This window comes from Luteibacter sp. GL_149, assembly GCF_057834065.1.
In genome coordinates this window covers 1,998,906-2,017,090 of record NZ_CM174395.1, presented here as the reverse complement: position 1 = coordinate 2,017,090, position 18,185 = coordinate 1,998,906, and the positions used below count along the sequence as shown (strand labels likewise).

Annotated in this window: 16 protein-coding genes; 7 read left to right on the top strand and 9 right to left on the bottom strand. The window is 64.0% G+C overall.

Features of this window, described 5'->3' with window-relative positions; genetic code table 11:
- Entirely contained in the window at positions 1-1,545 is a 1,545-nt protein-coding gene (locus AC3IR3_RS09265; RefSeq protein ID WP_489196589.1) for an XrtA system polysaccharide chain length determinant, read from the bottom strand.
- Between the two features lie 37 nt (positions 1,546-1,582).
- On the bottom strand, positions 1,583-2,206 hold the full coding sequence (locus AC3IR3_RS09260) for an XrtA/PEP-CTERM system exopolysaccharide export protein (protein WP_489196588.1): 624 nt from the start codon (positions 2,204-2,206) through the stop codon (positions 1,583-1,585).
- Between the two features lie 174 nt (positions 2,207-2,380).
- On the opposite strand from AC3IR3_RS09260, the gene AC3IR3_RS09255 reads away from it, so the two are divergent.
- Entirely contained in the window at positions 2,381-3,115 is a 735-nt protein-coding gene (locus tag AC3IR3_RS09255) for a YdcF family protein (protein WP_489196587.1), read from the top strand.
- 131 nt (positions 3,116-3,246) lie between these two features.
- Here AC3IR3_RS09255 and AC3IR3_RS09250 read toward each other — a convergent pair whose 3' ends face one another.
- From AC3IR3_RS09250 to AC3IR3_RS09240, 3 genes are all read right to left on the bottom strand, one after another.
- Positions 3,247-3,897 carry a DsbA family oxidoreductase gene (locus AC3IR3_RS09250; RefSeq protein ID WP_489196586.1) on the bottom strand — a complete coding sequence of 217 codons (651 nt, stop codon included), beginning with the start codon at positions 3,895-3,897 and terminating at the stop codon, positions 3,247-3,249.
- 71 nt (positions 3,898-3,968) lie between these two features.
- On the bottom strand, positions 3,969-4,868 hold the full coding sequence (locus tag AC3IR3_RS09245) for an NAD-dependent epimerase/dehydratase family protein (protein WP_489196585.1): 900 nt from the start codon (positions 4,866-4,868) through the stop codon (positions 3,969-3,971).
- Positions 4,869-4,976: 108 nt separating this feature from the next.
- Positions 4,977-6,494, bottom strand: coding sequence for a fumarate hydratase (locus tag AC3IR3_RS09240; RefSeq protein ID WP_489196584.1), 1,518 nt, complete (start codon positions 6,492-6,494; stop codon positions 4,977-4,979).
- A 132-nt stretch (positions 6,495-6,626) separates the two neighbouring features.
- Between AC3IR3_RS09240 and AC3IR3_RS09235 the strand changes: the two genes are divergently transcribed.
- The 5 genes from AC3IR3_RS09235 to AC3IR3_RS09215 all read left to right on the top strand — a co-directional run bounded on the left by AC3IR3_RS09235 (position 6,627) and on the right by AC3IR3_RS09215 (position 12,616).
- Positions 6,627-7,592, top strand: a complete 966-nt coding sequence (locus tag AC3IR3_RS09235; protein ID WP_489196583.1) for a thioredoxin family protein — start codon at positions 6,627-6,629, stop codon at positions 7,590-7,592.
- 134 nt (positions 7,593-7,726) lie between these two features.
- On the top strand, positions 7,727-8,344 hold the full coding sequence (locus AC3IR3_RS09230) for a PadR family transcriptional regulator (RefSeq protein WP_132141636.1): 618 nt from the start codon (positions 7,727-7,729) through the stop codon (positions 8,342-8,344).
- Entirely contained in the window at positions 8,337-9,128 is a 792-nt protein-coding gene (locus AC3IR3_RS09225) for a siderophore-interacting protein (RefSeq protein ID WP_489196582.1), read from the top strand. Before AC3IR3_RS09230 ends, AC3IR3_RS09225 begins: the two co-directional genes overlap by 8 nt.
- A 114-nt stretch (positions 9,129-9,242) precedes the next feature.
- Positions 9,243-11,399 carry an AsmA family protein gene (locus AC3IR3_RS09220; RefSeq protein WP_489196581.1) on the top strand — a complete coding sequence of 719 codons (2,157 nt, stop codon included), beginning with the start codon at positions 9,243-9,245 and terminating at the stop codon, positions 11,397-11,399.
- Between the two features lie 296 nt (positions 11,400-11,695).
- The gene (locus tag AC3IR3_RS09215; RefSeq protein WP_489196580.1) at positions 11,696-12,616 is read left to right on the top strand and encodes a DMT family transporter; all 921 of its coding nucleotides are present in this window, start codon (positions 11,696-11,698) and stop codon (positions 12,614-12,616) included.
- Between the two features lie 153 nt (positions 12,617-12,769).
- Here AC3IR3_RS09215 and AC3IR3_RS09210 read toward each other — a convergent pair whose 3' ends face one another.
- From AC3IR3_RS09210 to orn, 4 genes are all read right to left on the bottom strand, one after another.
- Positions 12,770-13,705: an isopenicillin N synthase family dioxygenase gene (locus AC3IR3_RS09210; protein WP_489196579.1), complete on the bottom strand. Its 936-nt coding sequence runs from the start codon at positions 13,703-13,705 to the stop codon at positions 12,770-12,772.
- 57 nt (positions 13,706-13,762) lie between these two features.
- The gene (glmM, locus tag AC3IR3_RS09205) at positions 13,763-15,121 is read right to left on the bottom strand and encodes a phosphoglucosamine mutase (protein WP_489196578.1); all 1,359 of its coding nucleotides are present in this window, start codon (positions 15,119-15,121) and stop codon (positions 13,763-13,765) included.
- A 62-nt stretch (positions 15,122-15,183) separates the two neighbouring features.
- Positions 15,184-16,089, bottom strand: coding sequence for a dihydropteroate synthase (gene folP / locus AC3IR3_RS09200; protein WP_489196577.1), 906 nt, complete (start codon positions 16,087-16,089; stop codon positions 15,184-15,186).
- A 10-nt stretch (positions 16,090-16,099) separates the two neighbouring features.
- Complete coding sequence (orn, locus tag AC3IR3_RS09195) at positions 16,100-16,669, bottom strand: oligoribonuclease (RefSeq protein WP_489196576.1); 570 nt, start codon at positions 16,667-16,669, stop codon at positions 16,100-16,102.
- A gap of 83 nt (positions 16,670-16,752) precedes the next feature.
- Between orn and sbcB the strand changes: the two genes are divergently transcribed.
- On the top strand, positions 16,753-18,177 hold the full coding sequence (gene sbcB, locus AC3IR3_RS09190) for an exodeoxyribonuclease I (protein ID WP_489196575.1): 1,425 nt from the start codon (positions 16,753-16,755) through the stop codon (positions 18,175-18,177).
- The last annotated feature ends 8 nt before the right edge of the window (positions 18,178-18,185 follow it).

Genomic DNA, 18,185 nt, shown 5'->3' with positions numbered 1-18,185 from the left:
TTACCCCTTGAGCCGGAGCCAGAACAGAATCAGATACACGGCGGCGACACCCGCGATAATCAACACCAGCAGCATGTTATGCAGGCGTTCGCGGCGACGGTCGCGCGGCGTCGGATAGAACGGAATATCCGCCAGTACGGAAAGACCCGTGTTGCGCTCCAGCTGCCAGATGGAACGTACGCGAGGATCGAAACGCACCAGTGCGAACAGCAATCCGAACGGCACGGCCAGCGAAAGACCTACGCCCGCCAGGCCGAAGTGCATGAAGCGCAGTCCCGAGGGAACCAGCGGCATGACCGCGGGATTCTGGACCAGGAAGGTCAGTCCGCGCTGCTCGGCGTCGAGATTCATCGACACCCGCGCATTCTCGCGGCGCTTCAGCAAATCCTGATAGACATCGCGATTGACGTTGTAATCGCGGGTCAGTTCCGAGGTTACATTTTCGGAATTGGCGATGCGCTTGCTGCGTTCCAGCTCCGCCTGCAGCATGGCCTCGCTGGCGCCGACGCGGGCCGACGTCGCGGCGATATCGCCACGGGTCGCCGCCATCTGCAGCCTCAACTGCTGATACAGAGGATTCATCCGTACCCCGTTATCGACGGGGATGGGCGTGCCGGACGCCGCAGCGGTCTGCCGGGCGACGTTCTGCTGCTGCAACTGCTGTTGCAGATCCGCCATCTGGTGGCGCACGCGAATCACGTCCGGGTATTCGTCGGTATAGGTCAGCCGCAGCCGGTCGAGCTGGTTTTGCAGGTCGGCCATCTGCGATTGAAAGACGCCTTCGTTGGTCTGTATCGCATTGACTTCCGACTCGCCGGAGAGCTGGCCCGCCAGGGCACCTTCCTGCGAGCGCTTTTCCATCAGGCTCATCCGCGTGTTCTCGATCTGGTTGCGCAGCTGCGAGATACGCGCCAGCGTGTCGGCCTCGCTGCCGGGCCGCGCATCGGCATTCGCGTCCCGGTATTCCTTGAGCTTGTCTTCGGCATCGGTCAGCTTCTTGCGGTACATCTCGACCTGATTGTTGATGAATTCGTACGCATCGCGGCTTTCGCGCTGCTTGGACGCCAGGCTTTCGGTGATGAACAGCTGGGCGAACTGCTTCGTCACCGCGAAGGCACGATGCGGATCGGAATCGAAGTAGGTAATCGTGATGAGGTTGTCGCGCGAGGTCTGTATGTTGGTGCGCGACTTGATGCCTTCGATGAGCTTGTCCTGCTCGACCGGGGACGGGTTCGTCGCCATCCAGCCGCCGCTGGCGAGGATCTCGCTCATGACCTTGCGGCTGAAGATCACATCGCGTGCGATGCCCGCGCGATTCTTGTTCGCCGTCGTCGATGCCGCGCCTTCCATCAGGGGCGTGATGATGCTCGCCTCCTGCGCGAGAATGCTGGTGGAGGCTTCGTATTTCTTGGGCCACAACATGCCTATCGCCAGCGCGGCCAGAGCGATCGCGGCAAAGACGAACGCCATGGTTACACGGCGGCGCCGCGCTTCGCTTACCAGCGCCGGCAGCATGCCCCCAAAGGGTGTCAGTTCACCACTCACTTGCATTCTCCTTTTCTCGTTTCCGTGGAAGCGCGCTTCAGAACGCGCGCTGCGGAACGGTAATCACGTCGCCGGGTTGTACCGGGTAGTTGTTCGCCAGGTCGCCTTGCTGCAGGATTTTTTCGAGGCGGACCGAGTACGACGTCGTCGCGCCAGATTCGCCCCGGCGATAAAGCTCCGTCCGGTCCGGTGCCGCGAATTCGGTCGTTCCGCCAGCGGCAAGCACGGCGTCGAGTACCGTCATGCCCTGCCTGTAAGGAATGGAAATCGGCGTGCGTACGGCGCCAGTGACGCGTACCCGCGAAAGGTATTCGTGGCTGCGCAACGCAGTCAGGATCACGGCAACCTGCGGGTCGCGCACGAAAGCTTCGAGCTTGCCCTTGATCTCGACAGAAACCTCGTCGGGCGTCTTGCCGCCCGCGATTACATCGCCGATCAGCGGTACCGTGATCTTGCCGTCGGGCCGCACCGGAACACTCACGCTGAGGTCCGGGTTGTGCCACACCGTGATCTGCAACTGATCGTCCACACCTATCAGGTACGTATTAACGGCGGGCGTATCGGTGCTGGCCCTCGGCGGCGCGGAGGTCGAGCCGCCCGTCGCACAGGCGGTCACCAGCCATACAAGGCACAGCACGAGTAGTCCGTTGACGCTTTTCATGACACATCCGCCCCTGTCGGAAACCTGTCATCACCCTACCCCGTTGCCCCGCGCAAATCGCCTGACCAGAAAGGCGGCTCCGGTAGGCCAACCTGCCTATGCCATCGGGCTGGATGGCCCGTGGCAGGGTTCTTGAGATGATGTCGGGACGAAGTCCGTCGAGAGCGTCATGTCATGAATCTCCCGGGCGCCATCGGCCAGCTCAGCCATCCTGCCTTGCAGGTCGCGCTGCTCCTGCTGCTCGCCCTGATCCTTTTCACACTCCGCTGGCGTCGATCCGGTCTGGTAGCGGCCTGTATCGCCGTGGCATGGCTGTGGGTGTCTTCCACGCCGGCGTTCGCGCTGTGGTTGCAGGACGGGCTACAGAGCAGCTATGTGTCGCGCGATGCCGCCGCCTATCCCACCGCCGACGCCATCGTCATTCTCGGCGGAGGAACGCTGCCGCGTGGCGGGTCGGACTGGCGCGAGGACGAAGCACGCGCGCAGGCCACGCGGCTGGGATTCGGACTGGAACTGTTCCGTCATGCACGGGCGGAAACGATCCTGCTATCCGGCGGCGATCAGGCATTGAAGATGGCCCATCGCCTGGAAGAACAGGGTGTGCCGGTCACGGCCGTGCTGACCGAGGACGAAAGCATCAATACGCACGAGAACGCCGTCAACTCCGCTGCGCTGCTGAAAAAAGAAAACCTGCACAGCATTCTTCTCGTGACCGCCGGTACTCACATGCCGCGTGCGCTGGCATCGTTCGCGCATGAGGGCATCGTCGTCATTCCGGCACCGCCGGTCGACCGGTCGCTGATCGATAGTCCACCGTGGTGGCCAAAGCGCAAGGCACTGACGCTTACCGCGCGCTGCCTGCGCGAGTATGTGGGGATGTGGGGGTATCGGTTACGTGGGTGGGTTTAGGGCTGGTGGCCGGGATGATTAAGCGCGGACGAAAAATAGATACGATGCGCCTGTCCTCCCTCACCGTCGCTCCCGCGTCGGCAGGAGCGACGGTGAGGGGTAATTAAGTCGCAACGCGAATGACCGTGCTCTTACGCCTCTTCCTTAGCCAACTGCCGCAACGCCTGCTCGAAGACCTCGACCGGCTGGCCACCCGAAATCAGGTGCCGCTCGTTGATGATCACGGCCGGTACGCTACGGATGCCCTGCGACATATAGAAGCGCTCTTCCTTGCGTACTTCGGCGGCAAACTCATCGGACGCGAGAATGGCTCGCGCGCGATCGGCATCGAGGCCCACGCTTGCCGCGACCCGCACCAGCGTCTCGCGATCGCTGGAATCTTCGCCATGGGTGAAGTACGAAGAAAACAATGCCTTCTTCAGTTCGAGCTGACGCCCTTCGAGATCGGCCCAGTGCAGCAGCCGATGGGCATCGAACGTGTTGTAGACGCGTTTGCGGCGGTCGAAATCGAAAGCAAAGCCGACCGATTCGCCACGCTGGCGGATGGCCTCGCCGTTCTGCGCGATCTGCGCGGGCGTGCTGCCGTACTTGCCGACGAGATGCTCGACCGCATCCTGCCCTTCGGCCGGCATGTCCGGATTGAGTTCGAACGGACGGAAATGCAGTTCGACGTCGACATCGTTGCCGACGCGCGCCATGGCTTCCTGCAATGCGCCAAGACCCACCGCGCACCAGGGGCAGGCAACGTCGGAAACGAAATCGATCTTCATGCGAGCGGTCATGGCGGTATCCCATCGGGAGGGCGCCGGCACGGCACCCGATGGAGTTCACATCGGGCCCGCGATGCCCGAGTTCAACCCGTCGGCATGTCGCTGGCGATCCAGTCGAACACGGAGGCGGCCTTCGGCGTCCAGCCCAGCTGCTGCCGGCCCCGGATGCCGCGCACACGGCTATTGGAACCCAGACCGTAGGACGCCATTTCATAGCCCCATTCGGCAATGGCATCGTCCAGCGGCCAGTCCTGCGCGGGTCCCAGGCCCATGGCTTTCGCCATCGCCTGGCTCATGTCCCCGAACGACGCTTCGCCCGACTCCACGAAATAGAACGTCCCGGCACGGGCTTTCGCAAGCGCCAGGCGGTAGAAATCCACGACGTCGTCGATATGGGTAGTCGACCAGATATTGCGGCCCGGCCCTACATGCCGCATCACGCCGCTTTTTTGGGCTTGCTTGCGCAGACGCGGCAACTGCACGCTGTCGCGGGCGATGCCGCGACCGTTTCCGTAAATCAGCGTATTGCACAGCACCGCGGAACGGACACCGCGCTTCGCCGCGGCGAGAACGAAATCGTCGATCGCGACGCGGGCCGCCTTATCGGGTGTGGGCGCCGGCAACGTGTCTTCGGTGAAGATGCGATCGGAGGCTTCGCCACCGGAAGCATCGCCGACGATGCTCGACCCGCTGGTGTGCAGGAAAGGTTTATCCGAACCGGCAAGACCTTCGACGATAGCTTCCACCGCGCCGCGATGGTCGCTGCTGGCCGCGTTGATGACGGCGTCGGCGGCACGCGACTGAGCGATCAGCACGGCGGTATCGTTCAGTTCGCCGAGAACCGGCGTCATGCCCAGCGCCGCGAGGGCGTCGGCCTGTTCGGGACGGCGAACCAGCGCGACGACCTCGTGTCCGTCGCGGACCAGGCCCACGCCGAGGGAACCGCCGATGAAACCCGTCGCACCCGTGAGAAATATCTTCATAACGCCTCCAGCAATGTATCGATGGAGGCCAGTGTGCGCTTCGGTGCCGGGCGGGAAACAGGCCGCCCGGCCCAAAACATTATTGCTACAGGCGCAAGGATGCCCGGGTCAGACCACCACGACGGGGATCTTGCCGATACGCGACTGCCATTCCTTCGGACCGGTCTGGTGTACCGACGTACCCAGGCTGTCGACCGCGACCGTCACCGGCATGTCCTTCACGTCGAATTCGTAGATCGCTTCCATGCCGAGGTCTTCGAAGGCCACCACACGCGAGGACTTGATCGCCTTGGACACGAGATACGCGGCACCGCCGACGGCCATGAGGTAGACGGCCTTGTTGTCGCGGATGGCGTCGATCCCGAGCGGACCGCGCTCGGCCTTGCCGACCATACCCAGAAGACCCGTGGTTTCCAGCATCTGGCGCGTGAACTTGTCCATGCGCGTCGCCGTGGTCGGACCGGCCGGACCGACGACTTCGTCGCGCACCGGATCGACCGGACCGACGTAGTAGATGAAGCGGTTGGTGAAATCGACAGGCAGCGACTCGCCGCGATTGAGCATGTCGACCATGCGCTTGTGCGCGGCGTCGCGTCCGGTCAGCAGCTTGCCGTTGAGCAGCAGCACTTCGCCCGGCTTCCAGTGGGTGACGTCTTCGGGCGTGACCGTGTTCAGATCGACGCGACGGCCCTTCGACGAATCGTAGGTCAGCTTCGGCCAGTCTTCCAGCGACGGCGGATCGAGCGCGACCGGACCGCTGCCGTCCATGACGAAATGCGCGTGACGCGTAGCGGCGCAGTTGGGAATCATCGCCACCGGCAGGTTGGCCGCGTGGGTCGGATAGTCCTTCACCTTGATGTCGAGTACGGTCGTCAGGCCGCCCAGGCCCTGTGCGCCGATGCCCAGCGCATTGACCTTGTCGTACAGCTCCAGGCGAAGCTCCTCGGCACGATTCGACGCGCCGCGCGCGATCAGATCCACGATGTCGATCGGCTCCATCAGCGCTTCCTTCGCCAGCAGCATCGCTTTCTCGGCGGTGCCGCCGATGCCGATGCCGAGCATGCCCGGCGGGCACCAGCCCGCGCCCATCGTCGGCACGGTCTTCAGTACCCAGTCGACGATGGAGTCGGACGGATTGAGCATCGCGAATTTCGACTTGGCTTCCGAACCGCCGCCCTTCGCCGCAACGATGACGTCGAGCTTGTCGCCCGGCACCACGGTGATGTTGACCACGGCAGGCGTGTTGTCGCGCGTGTTCGTGCGCTTGCCGGCCGGATCGGCCAGCACGGATGCGCGCAGCTTGTTGTCCGGATCGTTATAGGCGCGACGCACGCCTTCGTTCACCATGTCCTCGACACCCATCGTGGCGTCGTCCCAGCGCACGTTCATGCCGATCTTCAGGAACACGGTCACGATGCCGGTGTCCTGGCAGATCGGCCGGTGGCCCTCGGCGCACATGCGCGAATTGATGAGGATCTGCGCGATGGCGTCCTTTGCCGCTTCGGATTCTTCCCGCTCGTATGCTGCGGCGAGGCTCTTGATGTAGTCGACCGGGTGGTAATACGAGATGTACTGAAGAGCGTCGGCCACGCTCTGGATAAGGTCGTCCTGCTTGATCGAGGTCATGGCGCTTGGCTGGCTCGTGGGGCTGGCAAAGTGTCGATTTTAGCGCAGGCCGCCCCTTGTCGTCCGGGCCGCCTGTAATGTCCTAGCCCGACGCCCGGTCCACTGGGCAGGACACACGCTGACGGAGTACCCATGCGCCACTTTCTCAAGGCCTCTTTTTTCGCCCTCGCCCTGCTCGCCGCCGCCGTGGGCGCCCGCCCGGCGGCCGCCGCGCAGCAGGCGCCGGAATTCACCGGCATCGACACCTGGCTCAATGCCAAACCGCTGACCATGCAGGGCCTGCGCGGCAAGGTGGTACTGATCGATTTCTGGACCTATTCCTGCATCAACTGCCTGCGCACCCTGCCCCACGTCACCCGCTGGTACGACACGTATAAAGACAAGGGGCTGGTAGTGATCGGCGTGCACTCGCCGGAATTTCCGTTCGAACAGCAGACCGCCAACGTGAAGGACGCCATCGCGCGTTTCGGCATCCACTACCCCGTGGCGCAGGACAACGACCTGGCGACCTGGGATGCCTGGAGCAATCGTTTCTGGCCGGCCGAATATCTCGTGGACCAGCGCGGCAACGTCGTCGCGCACCACTACGGCGAAGGCAACTACGCGGAAATGGAAAATGCCATCCGTACGCTGTTGGGACTGCCTCGCCTGAAGGAAGCCACCGAAATGGACAAGGACGCTCCCGATTTTTCCGCGATCGGCTCGCAGGAAATGTACTTCGGCAGCGATCGCAGCGAGTTCAACGCCAGTCCCGAAGGCAGCAAGGCCGGTACCCGCGATTACACCGCGCCGTCGCAGCTGGAACCGAACAAGTTCGCGCTCGTGGGGCGTTGGGAGATCGGCCGACAGAACGCCAACCTGGTCAGCGGCACCGGCGAAATCCGTCTGCATTTCAAGGCGGCGAAAGTGCACATGGTCGCCAGCGCGATCGATGCGACGACGCTGGAAATCCTGGTGGACGGCAAACCGCAGCCGCCGGTCACCGTGCAGAAGAGCATGCTTTATACGCTGTTCGACAGTAAGGATTACCGCGAGCACGTGCTGACGATCCGCGTGCCGAAGGCGAACTTCCATGCGTTTACGTTTACGTTTGGCTAGGCATCCGGCAACGCGGCGCGGCGGGAGGCAGGAGCCCGCAAGCGGGCTCCTGCAGGGGATGGTTCGGCCTATTGCGCGATACACTCTCACGATATATCGTACGATCACTACGTACGATATATCGGAGTAATTCCATGCATCGATTTTTCCACAATTTCAACGGCTTCCGCGAACGTTTTGAAGCACTTCATACCATCGGTCGCGGCGGTCGCTTCGGCGGCGGTGCTCCCTTTGGCTTCGACGAACGCGACGGCATGCGCGGCGGCCGCGGTGGCGGACGGTTCGGCGGGCGCATGTTCGGCCACGGCGATCTGCGCCTGCTGCTGCTGGCCCTGATCGAAGAACAGCCCCGCCATGGTTACGAACTGATCCGTACCATCGAAGAGATGTTCGACGGGCAGTACAGCCCCAGCCCCGGCGCGATCTATCCCACCCTGACCATGCTCGAAGAACTCGGGTACGCACGGGTCGAAGCCGAGACCGGCGGCAAAAAACTCTATGCGATCACGGACGAGGGCAAACGCTTCCTCGACGAAAATCGCGACACGCTCGATGCACTGACCGAACGGCTGCAGGTCATGGCCCGCTCCATGAACCGCCTGTCGGTGCCGACGAAAATACGCGAGGCCATGCATACGCTGAAGCACCAGTTGGTAAGCCACCACCGCGCATGGGACGACGCCGAAACCGTTCGCGTCGCCGCGATTCTCGAAGCCGCCGCCAGAGCCGTTGCGGAGCGTCCCCATGGCTGAAGAGTCCGTCGCACTCCACGCATCGACCCGCGTTCGCCACGCCATCTGCATGCGCCGCCTCACGGTAAAACGGGTGACGCGGCTCACGCCGCATATGCTGCGCATTACGCTCGAAGGCGCCGATCTTGCCGGCTTCGTTTCCGCTGCACCGGACGATCACGTCAAACTGTTCTTCCCGGTGGCCGACGGTTCGCTCAACCCACCCGCCTTCACCCCGGGCGGCCCGGTGTATCCGGAAGGCGTCGAGCCATCGCCCTCACGCGACTACACACCTCGCCGTTATCACGAAGCAGCCGGGGAACTCGATATCGACTTCGTGTTGCACGGCGAAGGTCCCGCGTCGTCCTGGGCCGAACAGGCGAAGCCCGGCGATCCGCTCGGCGTCGGTGGCCCGCGCGGTTCGTTGATCGTCGCTTCCGACTTCGACACCTATGTCATGGTGGGCGACGAAACCGCTCTGCCCGCCATCGGCCGCTGGCTGGAGGAGTTGCCGGCATCGGCCCATGCCATCGTGCTTGCGGAAATCGCCGATGCCTCCGAACGTCAAACGTTTACATCGGCCGCCAACGTGGAAACGATGTGGATCGACCGCAGCGGTGCGGGCGCATCGATCGAGGCAGCGTTGCACGCATTGCCGACACCCGCCGGGGATACGTTCTGGTGGGTCGCTACGGAATCGAAACGTACCCGCGCGCTGCGACAGCATCTGGTTGAAGAGCGTGGCGTCGATAAGGAGTGGGTAAAGGCGACGGGCTACTGGCAGCTGGATAGCAGCGAAGATTGATCGCCGCAATGGCCACGCGTGAACGCATCTTAAGCCGCGGCACCGCGTGAACACATAATCTTTGCGGCTTTCACGTTACCTCTGTCCCCCGGAGATAGGGACGGAGGCAGGACGATGATGAAGCGCGGCAGCAAGATTCTGGCCTGGATAATCGGGATCGTCCTCGCGATGATCGTCATTGCGATTCTGATCGTCGCGTTCTTCGACTGGAACCGGCTGAAGCCCACGATCAACGACAAGGTATCCCAGGCCATCGGCCGGCCCTTCTCCATCAACGGCGATATCAGCGCGCAGTGGTCGCGCGAGCCCAGCGAAACGGGGCTGCGCAGCCTGATGCCCTGGCCGCATTTCGTCGCGAAGGACATTGTCGTCGCCAACCCCGACTGGGCGAAAACGAAACAGTTCGCGACGCTGGACGCTCTGGAATTCCGCCTTTCGCCGTTGCCTCTTATCGCCAGGCGCATCGTCATTCCGGACGTGCAGTTGCGCGCGCCGAAGATCGACCTCGAGCGCGTGGGCGATGGACGCGACAACTGGACGTTCAAGCTGCCGGAAAGCGCGGGTCCTTCGGAATGGACGCTGGAACTCAATGCCATCGGCTTCGACAAGGGCCATATCGATCTTTCCGACGCGGCAAGCAAGGTCGACCTCGGCGTGGACATCACGCCGCTGGAAAAAGCGATCCCCTTCGGCGAGATCATGGCGGGCCAGGAACGCGACTCGCGCGAGCAGGCCGGCAAGACGACCGGGGCCAGTACGAAGTCGATGAGTCGCGGCGATGCCGATGAAAAAGACCGCTCCGACCAGACCAAACAGAAACAGACTTATGCGTTCGCGTGGGTCGCGAAGGGGTCGTACAAAGGAACGACCATCGACGGCAAGGGCCACACGGGCGGCGTACTCGCGTTACGCGATGCCGCGCGCCCCTTTCCCGTGCAGGCGGACGTGCGCGTGGGCGAAACGCATGTCGCACTGGTCGGCACGCTGACCGATCCGGTGAATCTCGGCGCGCTGGATGTACGCCTGTGGTTCTCGGGCAAGAGCATGGCCAATCTCTACGCGATTACCGGAGTAACGCTGCCCGACACGCCGCCGTTCGCGACGGAAGGTCACCTGATCGCCACGCTGAAGAAAGATGCCAGCGTCTTCCGGTACGACAATTTCACCGGCCGCGTCGGCGGCAGCGATCTCGGCGGTACGCTTACCTACGATGCCGGTGGCGTGCGGCCGAGTCTCGTCGGCGCGCTGAAATCCAATGTGTTGCAGTTCAGCGATCTGGCGCCGCTTATCGGAGCCGACTCGAACGCACAGAAAAAGGATCGCGGCGACGGTACGGCGCAGCCCAACGACAAGGTGCTGCCGGTCGAACCGTTTCGTACCGAACGATGGAAGGCCATGGATGCCGATGTGCAGTTCACCGGCGCGAAGATCAGCCACGGCGAGAAGCTGCCCATCGACAAACTGTCGACCCATCTGATCATGAAGGAAGGCGTGCTTACGCTCGACCCGCTTAACTTCGGCGTGGCGGGCGGCACGATAGGCAGCAATATCCGCCTCGACGGATCGACCGCGCCGATGCGGGGCCGGATCAATCTGGGCGCGCGCCATCTTCAGCTGAAGCAGTTGTTTCCCGGCTTCGAGCCTATGAAGACCAGCTTCGGCGAAGTGAATGGCGATGCCGCGCTGTCGGCGACCGGCAACTCCGTCGCCGCCTTGCTCGGCACGTCCAATGGCGAGATCAAACTGCTGGTCAACGATGGCGCGATCAGCAAGACGCTGCTTGAAACCGCTGGACTCAACGTCGGCAATATCATCATTGGCCGTCTGTTCGGCGATAAGACGGTGAAGATCAACTGCGCGGCGGCCGACCTCGATGCGACCAATGGCCTGGTCGAGACGCGGCTGTTCGCCTTCGATACGGAAGACGCACTGATCAATATCGAAGGTACCGTCGACTTCAAGACGGAGAAGCTCGATCTGGACGTGAAACCGCATACGAAAGGTTTCCGCGTACTGTCGCTGCGTTCGCCGCTTTACGTGAAGGGCACGATGAAGAACCCCTCCGTCGGCGTGCAGCCGGGACCGCTGATCCTGCGCGGCGGCGGCGCGGTGGCGCTGGCGGTGTTCGCGGCGCCCGCCGCCGCTCTTGCCGCGCTGGTGGTGCCAACCAGTGGAAAGGGCGAGGACAACACCTGCCGTCCGTTGCTTGAAGAGCTGAAGAAGCATCCGGCGCAAGCGCCGGGCGTGCCGCGCAAGTCGACGAAATCGTGACATCGCCGAACCCTTGCAGATGCGCGTTAGAGCGCGATGGGTGCTCGCCGCAGTCATAAGTATGGCGACCGGGTGGGAGCGGACGTTGTCCGCGAAAACCAGATCGTCTCATGGCCGGGATCGCAAACCTGCTTTCGCGGACAAAGTCCGCTCCCACCATACTCCGCGAGAATGAGGTGCTGCCGCGCACGTCCATCGCGTTCAAGCGCTCGCCTACACGAGCTCTGCAAGAACCGGGGCTTTCGTCCCGGCGCCGAAACCTGCACTCTGTGCCGCTCCCCACCCCAAGCGTCCTCATGCAGCCCGTCACCAAAGCCCGCCTGCAGATTCACTTCTGCGTCATCCTGTGGGGATTCACCGCGATCCTCGGCAAGCTGATTACCCTGCCCGCGCTTCCGCTGGTGTGGTGGCGCATGCTGCTGGTCGTGGCGGCGCTGTTGCTGATGCCGCCAGTGTGGCGCGGACTGCGGGCTTTGCCGCGACGTCTGCTGTTTGGCTATGCGGGCATCGGCGTACTGGTTTCCCTGCACTGGTTGACCTTCTACGCGGCGATCAAACTGGCCAATGCCTCGGTGGCTGCCACGTGCATCGCGATGGGACCGGTTTTTCTTTCGGTGATCGAACCCCTGGTGGCCCGTCGCCGGTTCGAGCTTCGCGAGCTGTTGCTGGGAGCCGCCGTCGTGCCGGGTGTCGCGCTGGTGGCGGGAGGCGTACCGGCGAGCATGCATGCGGGTATTGCCGTGGGTATCGTGTCGGCGTTGCTGGTGGCCCTGTTCGGATCGTTCAATAAGCGCCTCGTCGATCACGCCGATCCCCTGACGGTGACCTGCGTCGAACTCGGCACAGGCACGCTCTTTCTGACGCTGCTGGCGCCCTTGCTCGCGGGAACGGCCCCGGCCTTCGTTCTTCCCGACTGGCACGACACCTGGCTGATGCTGGTGCTGTCCTTCGGCTGCACGCTGTTACCGTTCGCGCTGGCTCTCGTCGCACTGCGCCACATGACGGCGTTCGGCACCCAGATGGTGACGAATCTGGAACCGATCTACGCGATCGTGCTCGCTGTCCCGCTGCTGGGCGAGCAACACGAACTGGGGTGGACGTTCTATCTCGGCGTCGCGGTAATTCTGGCGGCGGTATTCGCCCATCCGCTGCTCCATCGCAGCCCGAAGGCGGCGGCAATCGAGCAGATGGGGACGAGTGAGGCGCATAACCAGTAAGAGCGGGGGTGGGAAGTGGGAAGTGGGGGCGCGTTTCCGGCGAGCGTCTCAGGGAGCTGGTATCGCCCGGCGGAAGCAACGTCCGCCGGGCGTTTGTCGTTCCCTCGAGCGTTCGCCGGAAACGCGCCCCCACTTCCCACCCCCCATCCCCGCTCAGATCAATTTGATCTCGCGCAGACGCTGCTGCAGGTACTCGTGCGCGGTGATCGGCTCGGCGTAACGACTGGGATTTTCGGCGCCGACGCACGAAGGCAGCACGTCCAGCACGACGTCGGGATTCGGATGCAGGAAGAACGGCACCGAATAGCGCGGCTTGCGGGCGTTGTCGTTCTGCGGATTGGTCACGCGGTGCGTCGTCGACGGATACACGTGATTGGTCAGGCGCTGCAACATGTCGCCGATGTTCACGACGATGGCATCGCCTTCCGTCGTGATGGGCAGCCATTCGCCCTCGCGCGTCAGCACTTCCAGGCCTTCGGCGCTGGCGCCGACCAGGAGCGTGATGAAGTTGATGTCTTCGTGCGCGCCGGCGCGGACGTTCGGAATGTTTTCCTGGGTCAGCGGCGGGTAGTGGATGGGACGCAGGATGGAATTGCCCACGTCCGTCTTGTCGTCGAAGAAATGCTCGGGCTCGCCGATATGCAGGGCCAGTGCGCGCAGCACGCGCGTGCCGAGCTGGTCCAGCGCTTCGTACAGGCCGTAACCGAATGCCTGGAAATCGGGAACCTCGGCGGGCCACACGTTCGGCGCCATCACGTCGGCGAACTTCGAATCGCGCGGAATCTCCCGGCCGACATGCCAGAACTCCTTGAGATCCGGATGCTGGCTGTCCTTGGCGGTTTCCACCTTGAACGGGGTGTAGCCGCGCGCACCGCCGCCACCGGGAACGTGATACTTCATCTTCGCTTCGGTCGGCAGGGCGAAGAAACGCAGGAAGGCGTCGTACGCGCCGTCGATGCGTTCGCGCGGAATGCCGTGACCGCTGATGCAGCAGAAACCGAACTCACGATAAGCGGCACCGAGTTCGGCGACGAAGGCGTCGCGGTCGGTGTCGTAACGGCGGATGTCGAGCGTGGGGACCTTTTTCATGGATGGCCTGCGGGCAAGAGCACGCCTGGTTCCCGAAGCAGACGTCGGGATAGGAAATCAGGCAATCGCTCTGGCTGCCGATTTTACGACGTCCGCAAGCCGTGTGGCTAACCGGTCGACTTCATCCGCGTCGACGGCCTCGATCGTGACCCGCACCAGCGGCTCCGTACCCGATGCCCGAAGGACCACCCGGCCACGGCCCTCCAGCTCGCTTTCCACCTGGGCCAACGCGCCGCGGACGGCGTCCGTGGCCAGCACCTCGCGTGCGCGGCCCTCGATCCGTACGTTCACCATCGTCTGGGGAAGCTTACTGAGGCCAGCGCGGGCCTCGGCGAAGGTTTCCCCCGCCTGGACCAGGGCTTCTAGCAGGGCCAGGGCCGCGACGATGCCGTCGCCGGTGGTGAAGCGGTCGAGGCAGAGGATATGGCCGGACGTCTCGCCACCGAGTACGCCGCCGTGTTCTTTCAGCTGCTGAAGCACGAAGCGATCGCCGACGTTCGCCCTGATCAATGGGATATCCATGTTCCGCAGCGCGCGCTGAAGGCCATAATTGCTCATCAGGGTACCGACCACCGGACCGCGCAGCATGCCGCGCGAGGCCCAGTTACGGGCCAGCACATACATCATGTCGTCGCCGTCCGTGACGCTGCCGTCGCGGTCGACAATGCGTACGCGATCGCCGTCGCCGTCGAAGGCGATACCGAGATCGGCGCCGCGTTCGACAACCGCTTTGGCCAGCGGTTCGGGATGCGTCGAACCCACGCCGCGGTTGATGTTGAGACCGTCGGGTTCCGCGCCGATGGCGAACACGTCGGCACCCAGTTCGGCGAACACTTTCGGGGCCACCTGGTAGGTGGCGCCATGCGCGCAGTCCAGGACCAGCTTCATGCCGCGCAGGCTGAATTCCTGCGGCACGGTCGCTTTGCAGAATTCCGCATACCGGGCCACGGCATCGCCGACGCGAGTGGCCTTGCCGAGGCTTTCCGATGCCACGGTCGCGAACGGTGCGTCCACTTCTTCTTCGATGGCGGCTTCCAGCTCGTCGGAGAGCTTTTCGCCCTGCGCCGAGAAGAACTTGATGCCGTTGTCGTAATGGGGATTGTGCGACGCGCTGATGACGATGCCGGCATCGGCGCGAAGCGATCGGGTGAGGAAGGCGACGGCGGGGGTGGGCATGGGGCCGAGCAGCCGGACATCGGCGCCCGCGGCGACCAGACCGGCTTCCAGGGCCGATTCGAACATGTAGCCGGAAACCCGGGTGTCCTTGCCGATCACCACGGTGACGCGGCGTCCCCGCTGACGGGCCAGTACGGCGCCAAGAGCACGGCCGAGCCGGAGGATGAAATCGGCGCTGATGGGCGACTGGCCTACCTGGCCGCGGATGCCGTCCGTCCCGAAATATTTGCGCTGGGTCATGGTGTTCGTCCTTTCATGACCGTGAATCATACCGCCGACGACCGGCTTCGGTCGCCAGTCTTTCAGTCGTCGTCGGGCCAGCGGGGCATCGCGGGGCGGTCCTCGCGGGGCGCGCGGTCGCCGGCCTTCACGGCCTGCCATACGGCCAGGGCGTCGACGGTGACGGCCACATCGTGAACGCGGACCAGGATGGCGCCGCGCTGGGCGGCGATGAGTGCCGCGGCCGCCGATCCGGAGGCGCGCGCCAGCGGGTCCTGGCGTCCGGTGATCGTCCCGATCATCGACTTGCGGGAGAGCCCGACATAGGCGCCGGCGCCCAGTTGCGCGAAACGCTCCATGGCGCGTAGCAGGTCCAGGTTGTTTTCCAGCGATTTGCCGAAGCCGAAGCCCGGATCGACCAGGACTTTTTTCCGGGGAATGCCTGCCAGTTCGCAGGCGAACAACCGGTCGGTGAGGAAACGGTGGACTTCGCCCACCACGTCGTCGTAGCCGGGAGCGTCCTGCATCGAACGCGGCTCGCCCTGCATGTGCATCAGGCAAACGGCCACGCCGAGTTCGGCGGCGGCGTCCAGCGCGCCTTCGCGGCGTAACGCATAGACGTCGTTGATCATGCCCGCGCCGGCGGCTACGGCCGCGCGCATCACCTCGGGCTTCGAGGTATCGATGGACAGCGGGACGGTGGTCGCGGCCACCAGACGCTCGATCAGCGGAACCACGCGACGGATTTCCTCGTCGGCGGGGACGTCCGAAGCACCGGGGCGCGTGGACTCGCCGCCGATGTCGAGCATGTCCGCCCCTTCCTCCACCAGCCGGAGCGCATGCTCGAAAGCCGCGTCCAGGGTGTCGTGGGCACCGCCATCGGAGAAGGAATCGGGCGTGACGTTGACGATGCCGACCACCCGCGGGCGGTCCAGCACCAGCGCCCTGCCCGCGCAATCGAGGATCGTGGCGAACGGATCGGTCGTCATGGGTGCCCCTTCAGGCGACGGGTTGCTGGCCGCCGAGGGCGCCCATGAAACGACGGTAGTAGCGCAGTTCGTCGATCGAGTCGCGGATGTCCGACAGCGCCGTATGCGCCGAATCCTTCGCGAATCCGCGGGAGATCTCGGGCGACCAGCGCCGCGACAGTTCCTTCAGCGTGGAGACGTCCAGGTTGCGGTAATGGAAATAGCGTTCCAGCCCCGGCATCTGGCGGTGCAGGAAACGCCGGTCCTGGCAGATGGAATTACCGCACATCGGCGACTTCCCCGTCGGCACCCATTCGCGCAGGAAGGCGATGGTCGCTTTCTCGGCCTCGCCGTGCGTGGCGTTCGAATCCACCACCTGCCCCCACAGACCCGACCGGGTGTGCTGGTTGCGGTTCCAGGCGTCCATTTCCTGCAGGCGGGATTCGTTGTGCGCGATCGCGAACACGGGACCTTCGGCCAGTACGTTCAGACCTTTGTCCGTGACGATGGTCGCGATCTCGAGAATGGAATCGTTATCCGTATCCAGACCCGTCATTTCGAGGTCGATCCAGATAAGGTTGTCTTCGTGTGCTGGCGTCATGCTTTCCTCCGGTGCGCGCAGTCTAGCGGTTCGTGCCGTGCATAGGAGGTCGAGCAGGTGCCGGGCATGCGATCATCGCCCGCATGGCCCAACCGACCTTCCTCTGGCACGACTACGAAACCTTCGGCGCCGACCCCCGGCGCGACCGCCCTTCCCAGTTCGCGGCGATCCGCACGACGGCCGATCTCGAACCCGTCGGCGAGCCGACGATGATCTACTGCAAGCCGCCGCGCGATATGCCGCCGCAGCCAGTCGCCTGCCTGATCACCGGCATCGAGCCGCAGCTGACCGAGCGCGAAGGTCTGAACGAAGCGTCCTTCGCAGCGGCCATCCACGAACAGATGGCCACACCGGGCACCTGCACGGTGGGCTACAACTCGCTGCGCTTCGACGACGAGTTCACCCGGCACCTTCTTTACCGGAACTTCTACGAGCCGTATGCGCGCGAATGGGAGAACGGCAACTCGCGCTGGGACCTGATCGACCTGGTGCGCATGTGCCAGGCGCTGCGGCCCGAAGGCATCGAATGGCCGCTGCGCGAGGACGGTACGCCGAGTTTCAAGCTTGAACACCTGGCCACGGCCAATCGCCTCAAGCAGGAGCGAGCGCATGACGCGCTGTCGGATGTCGAGGCGCTGATCGCGCTCGCCCGCCTGATCCGTGTCCGTCAACCCAAGCTCTGGGACTGGTACTTCGCCCTGCGGCGCAAGCAACGCGTGTTCGAGCTGCTGGACGTCGCGGCGATGACGCCGGTCGTCCACGTATCGTCGCGCTATCCGGCCAGCCGCCATTGCCTGACCGTCATTGCGCCGATCACGGCCCACCCGTCGCGGCCCGGCGAAATCATCGTCTATGACCTCACCGCCGACCCGACCGACCTGCTCTCGCTGGACGACGGCGACATCGCCGATCGCGTTTTCACGTCGCGGGCCGACTTGCCCGAAGGCGTCGAGCGCATCGCGCTGCGCACCGTGCGTGCGAACCATGCACCGGCTCTTGCGCCGATGTCGGTGCTGAAAGGGGCCGATCTTGGACGGCTCGGCCTGGACCTGGATAAGGTCAATGCGAACCGGGAGGCGCTGCTGGCCGCGCCGGATCTGGCCGAAAAGCTTCGCCGGGTCTATGGCCATGCCGCCGCGCTACCGCCTGCCGACGATCCCGAGCTGGCTCTGTACGGCGCCTTCCTTCCCGATGCGGACCGCAAACTGCTCGCGGACGTCCGGGCGACGCCGCCAGCACAGCTTGCGCTAAGGAACTTCCCCTTCCGCGACCCGCGTTATCCGGAGCTGCTTTTCCGTTATCGCGCCCGCAACTGGCCGGAAACGCTCAACGCCGAAGAAGCTGCCCGCTGGGAGGCTTTCCGTGTCGACCGGCTCACGCGCCGCAGTCCGCTGACCACGCTGACACTCGACGAATACCGCGCCGAACTCGCCGCGCTACGCGCGTTACCCGATACTCCGCATGCTTTCCTCGACAGACTGGAAGCATGGGGCCGCGAACTCATCTAGCCAGACAT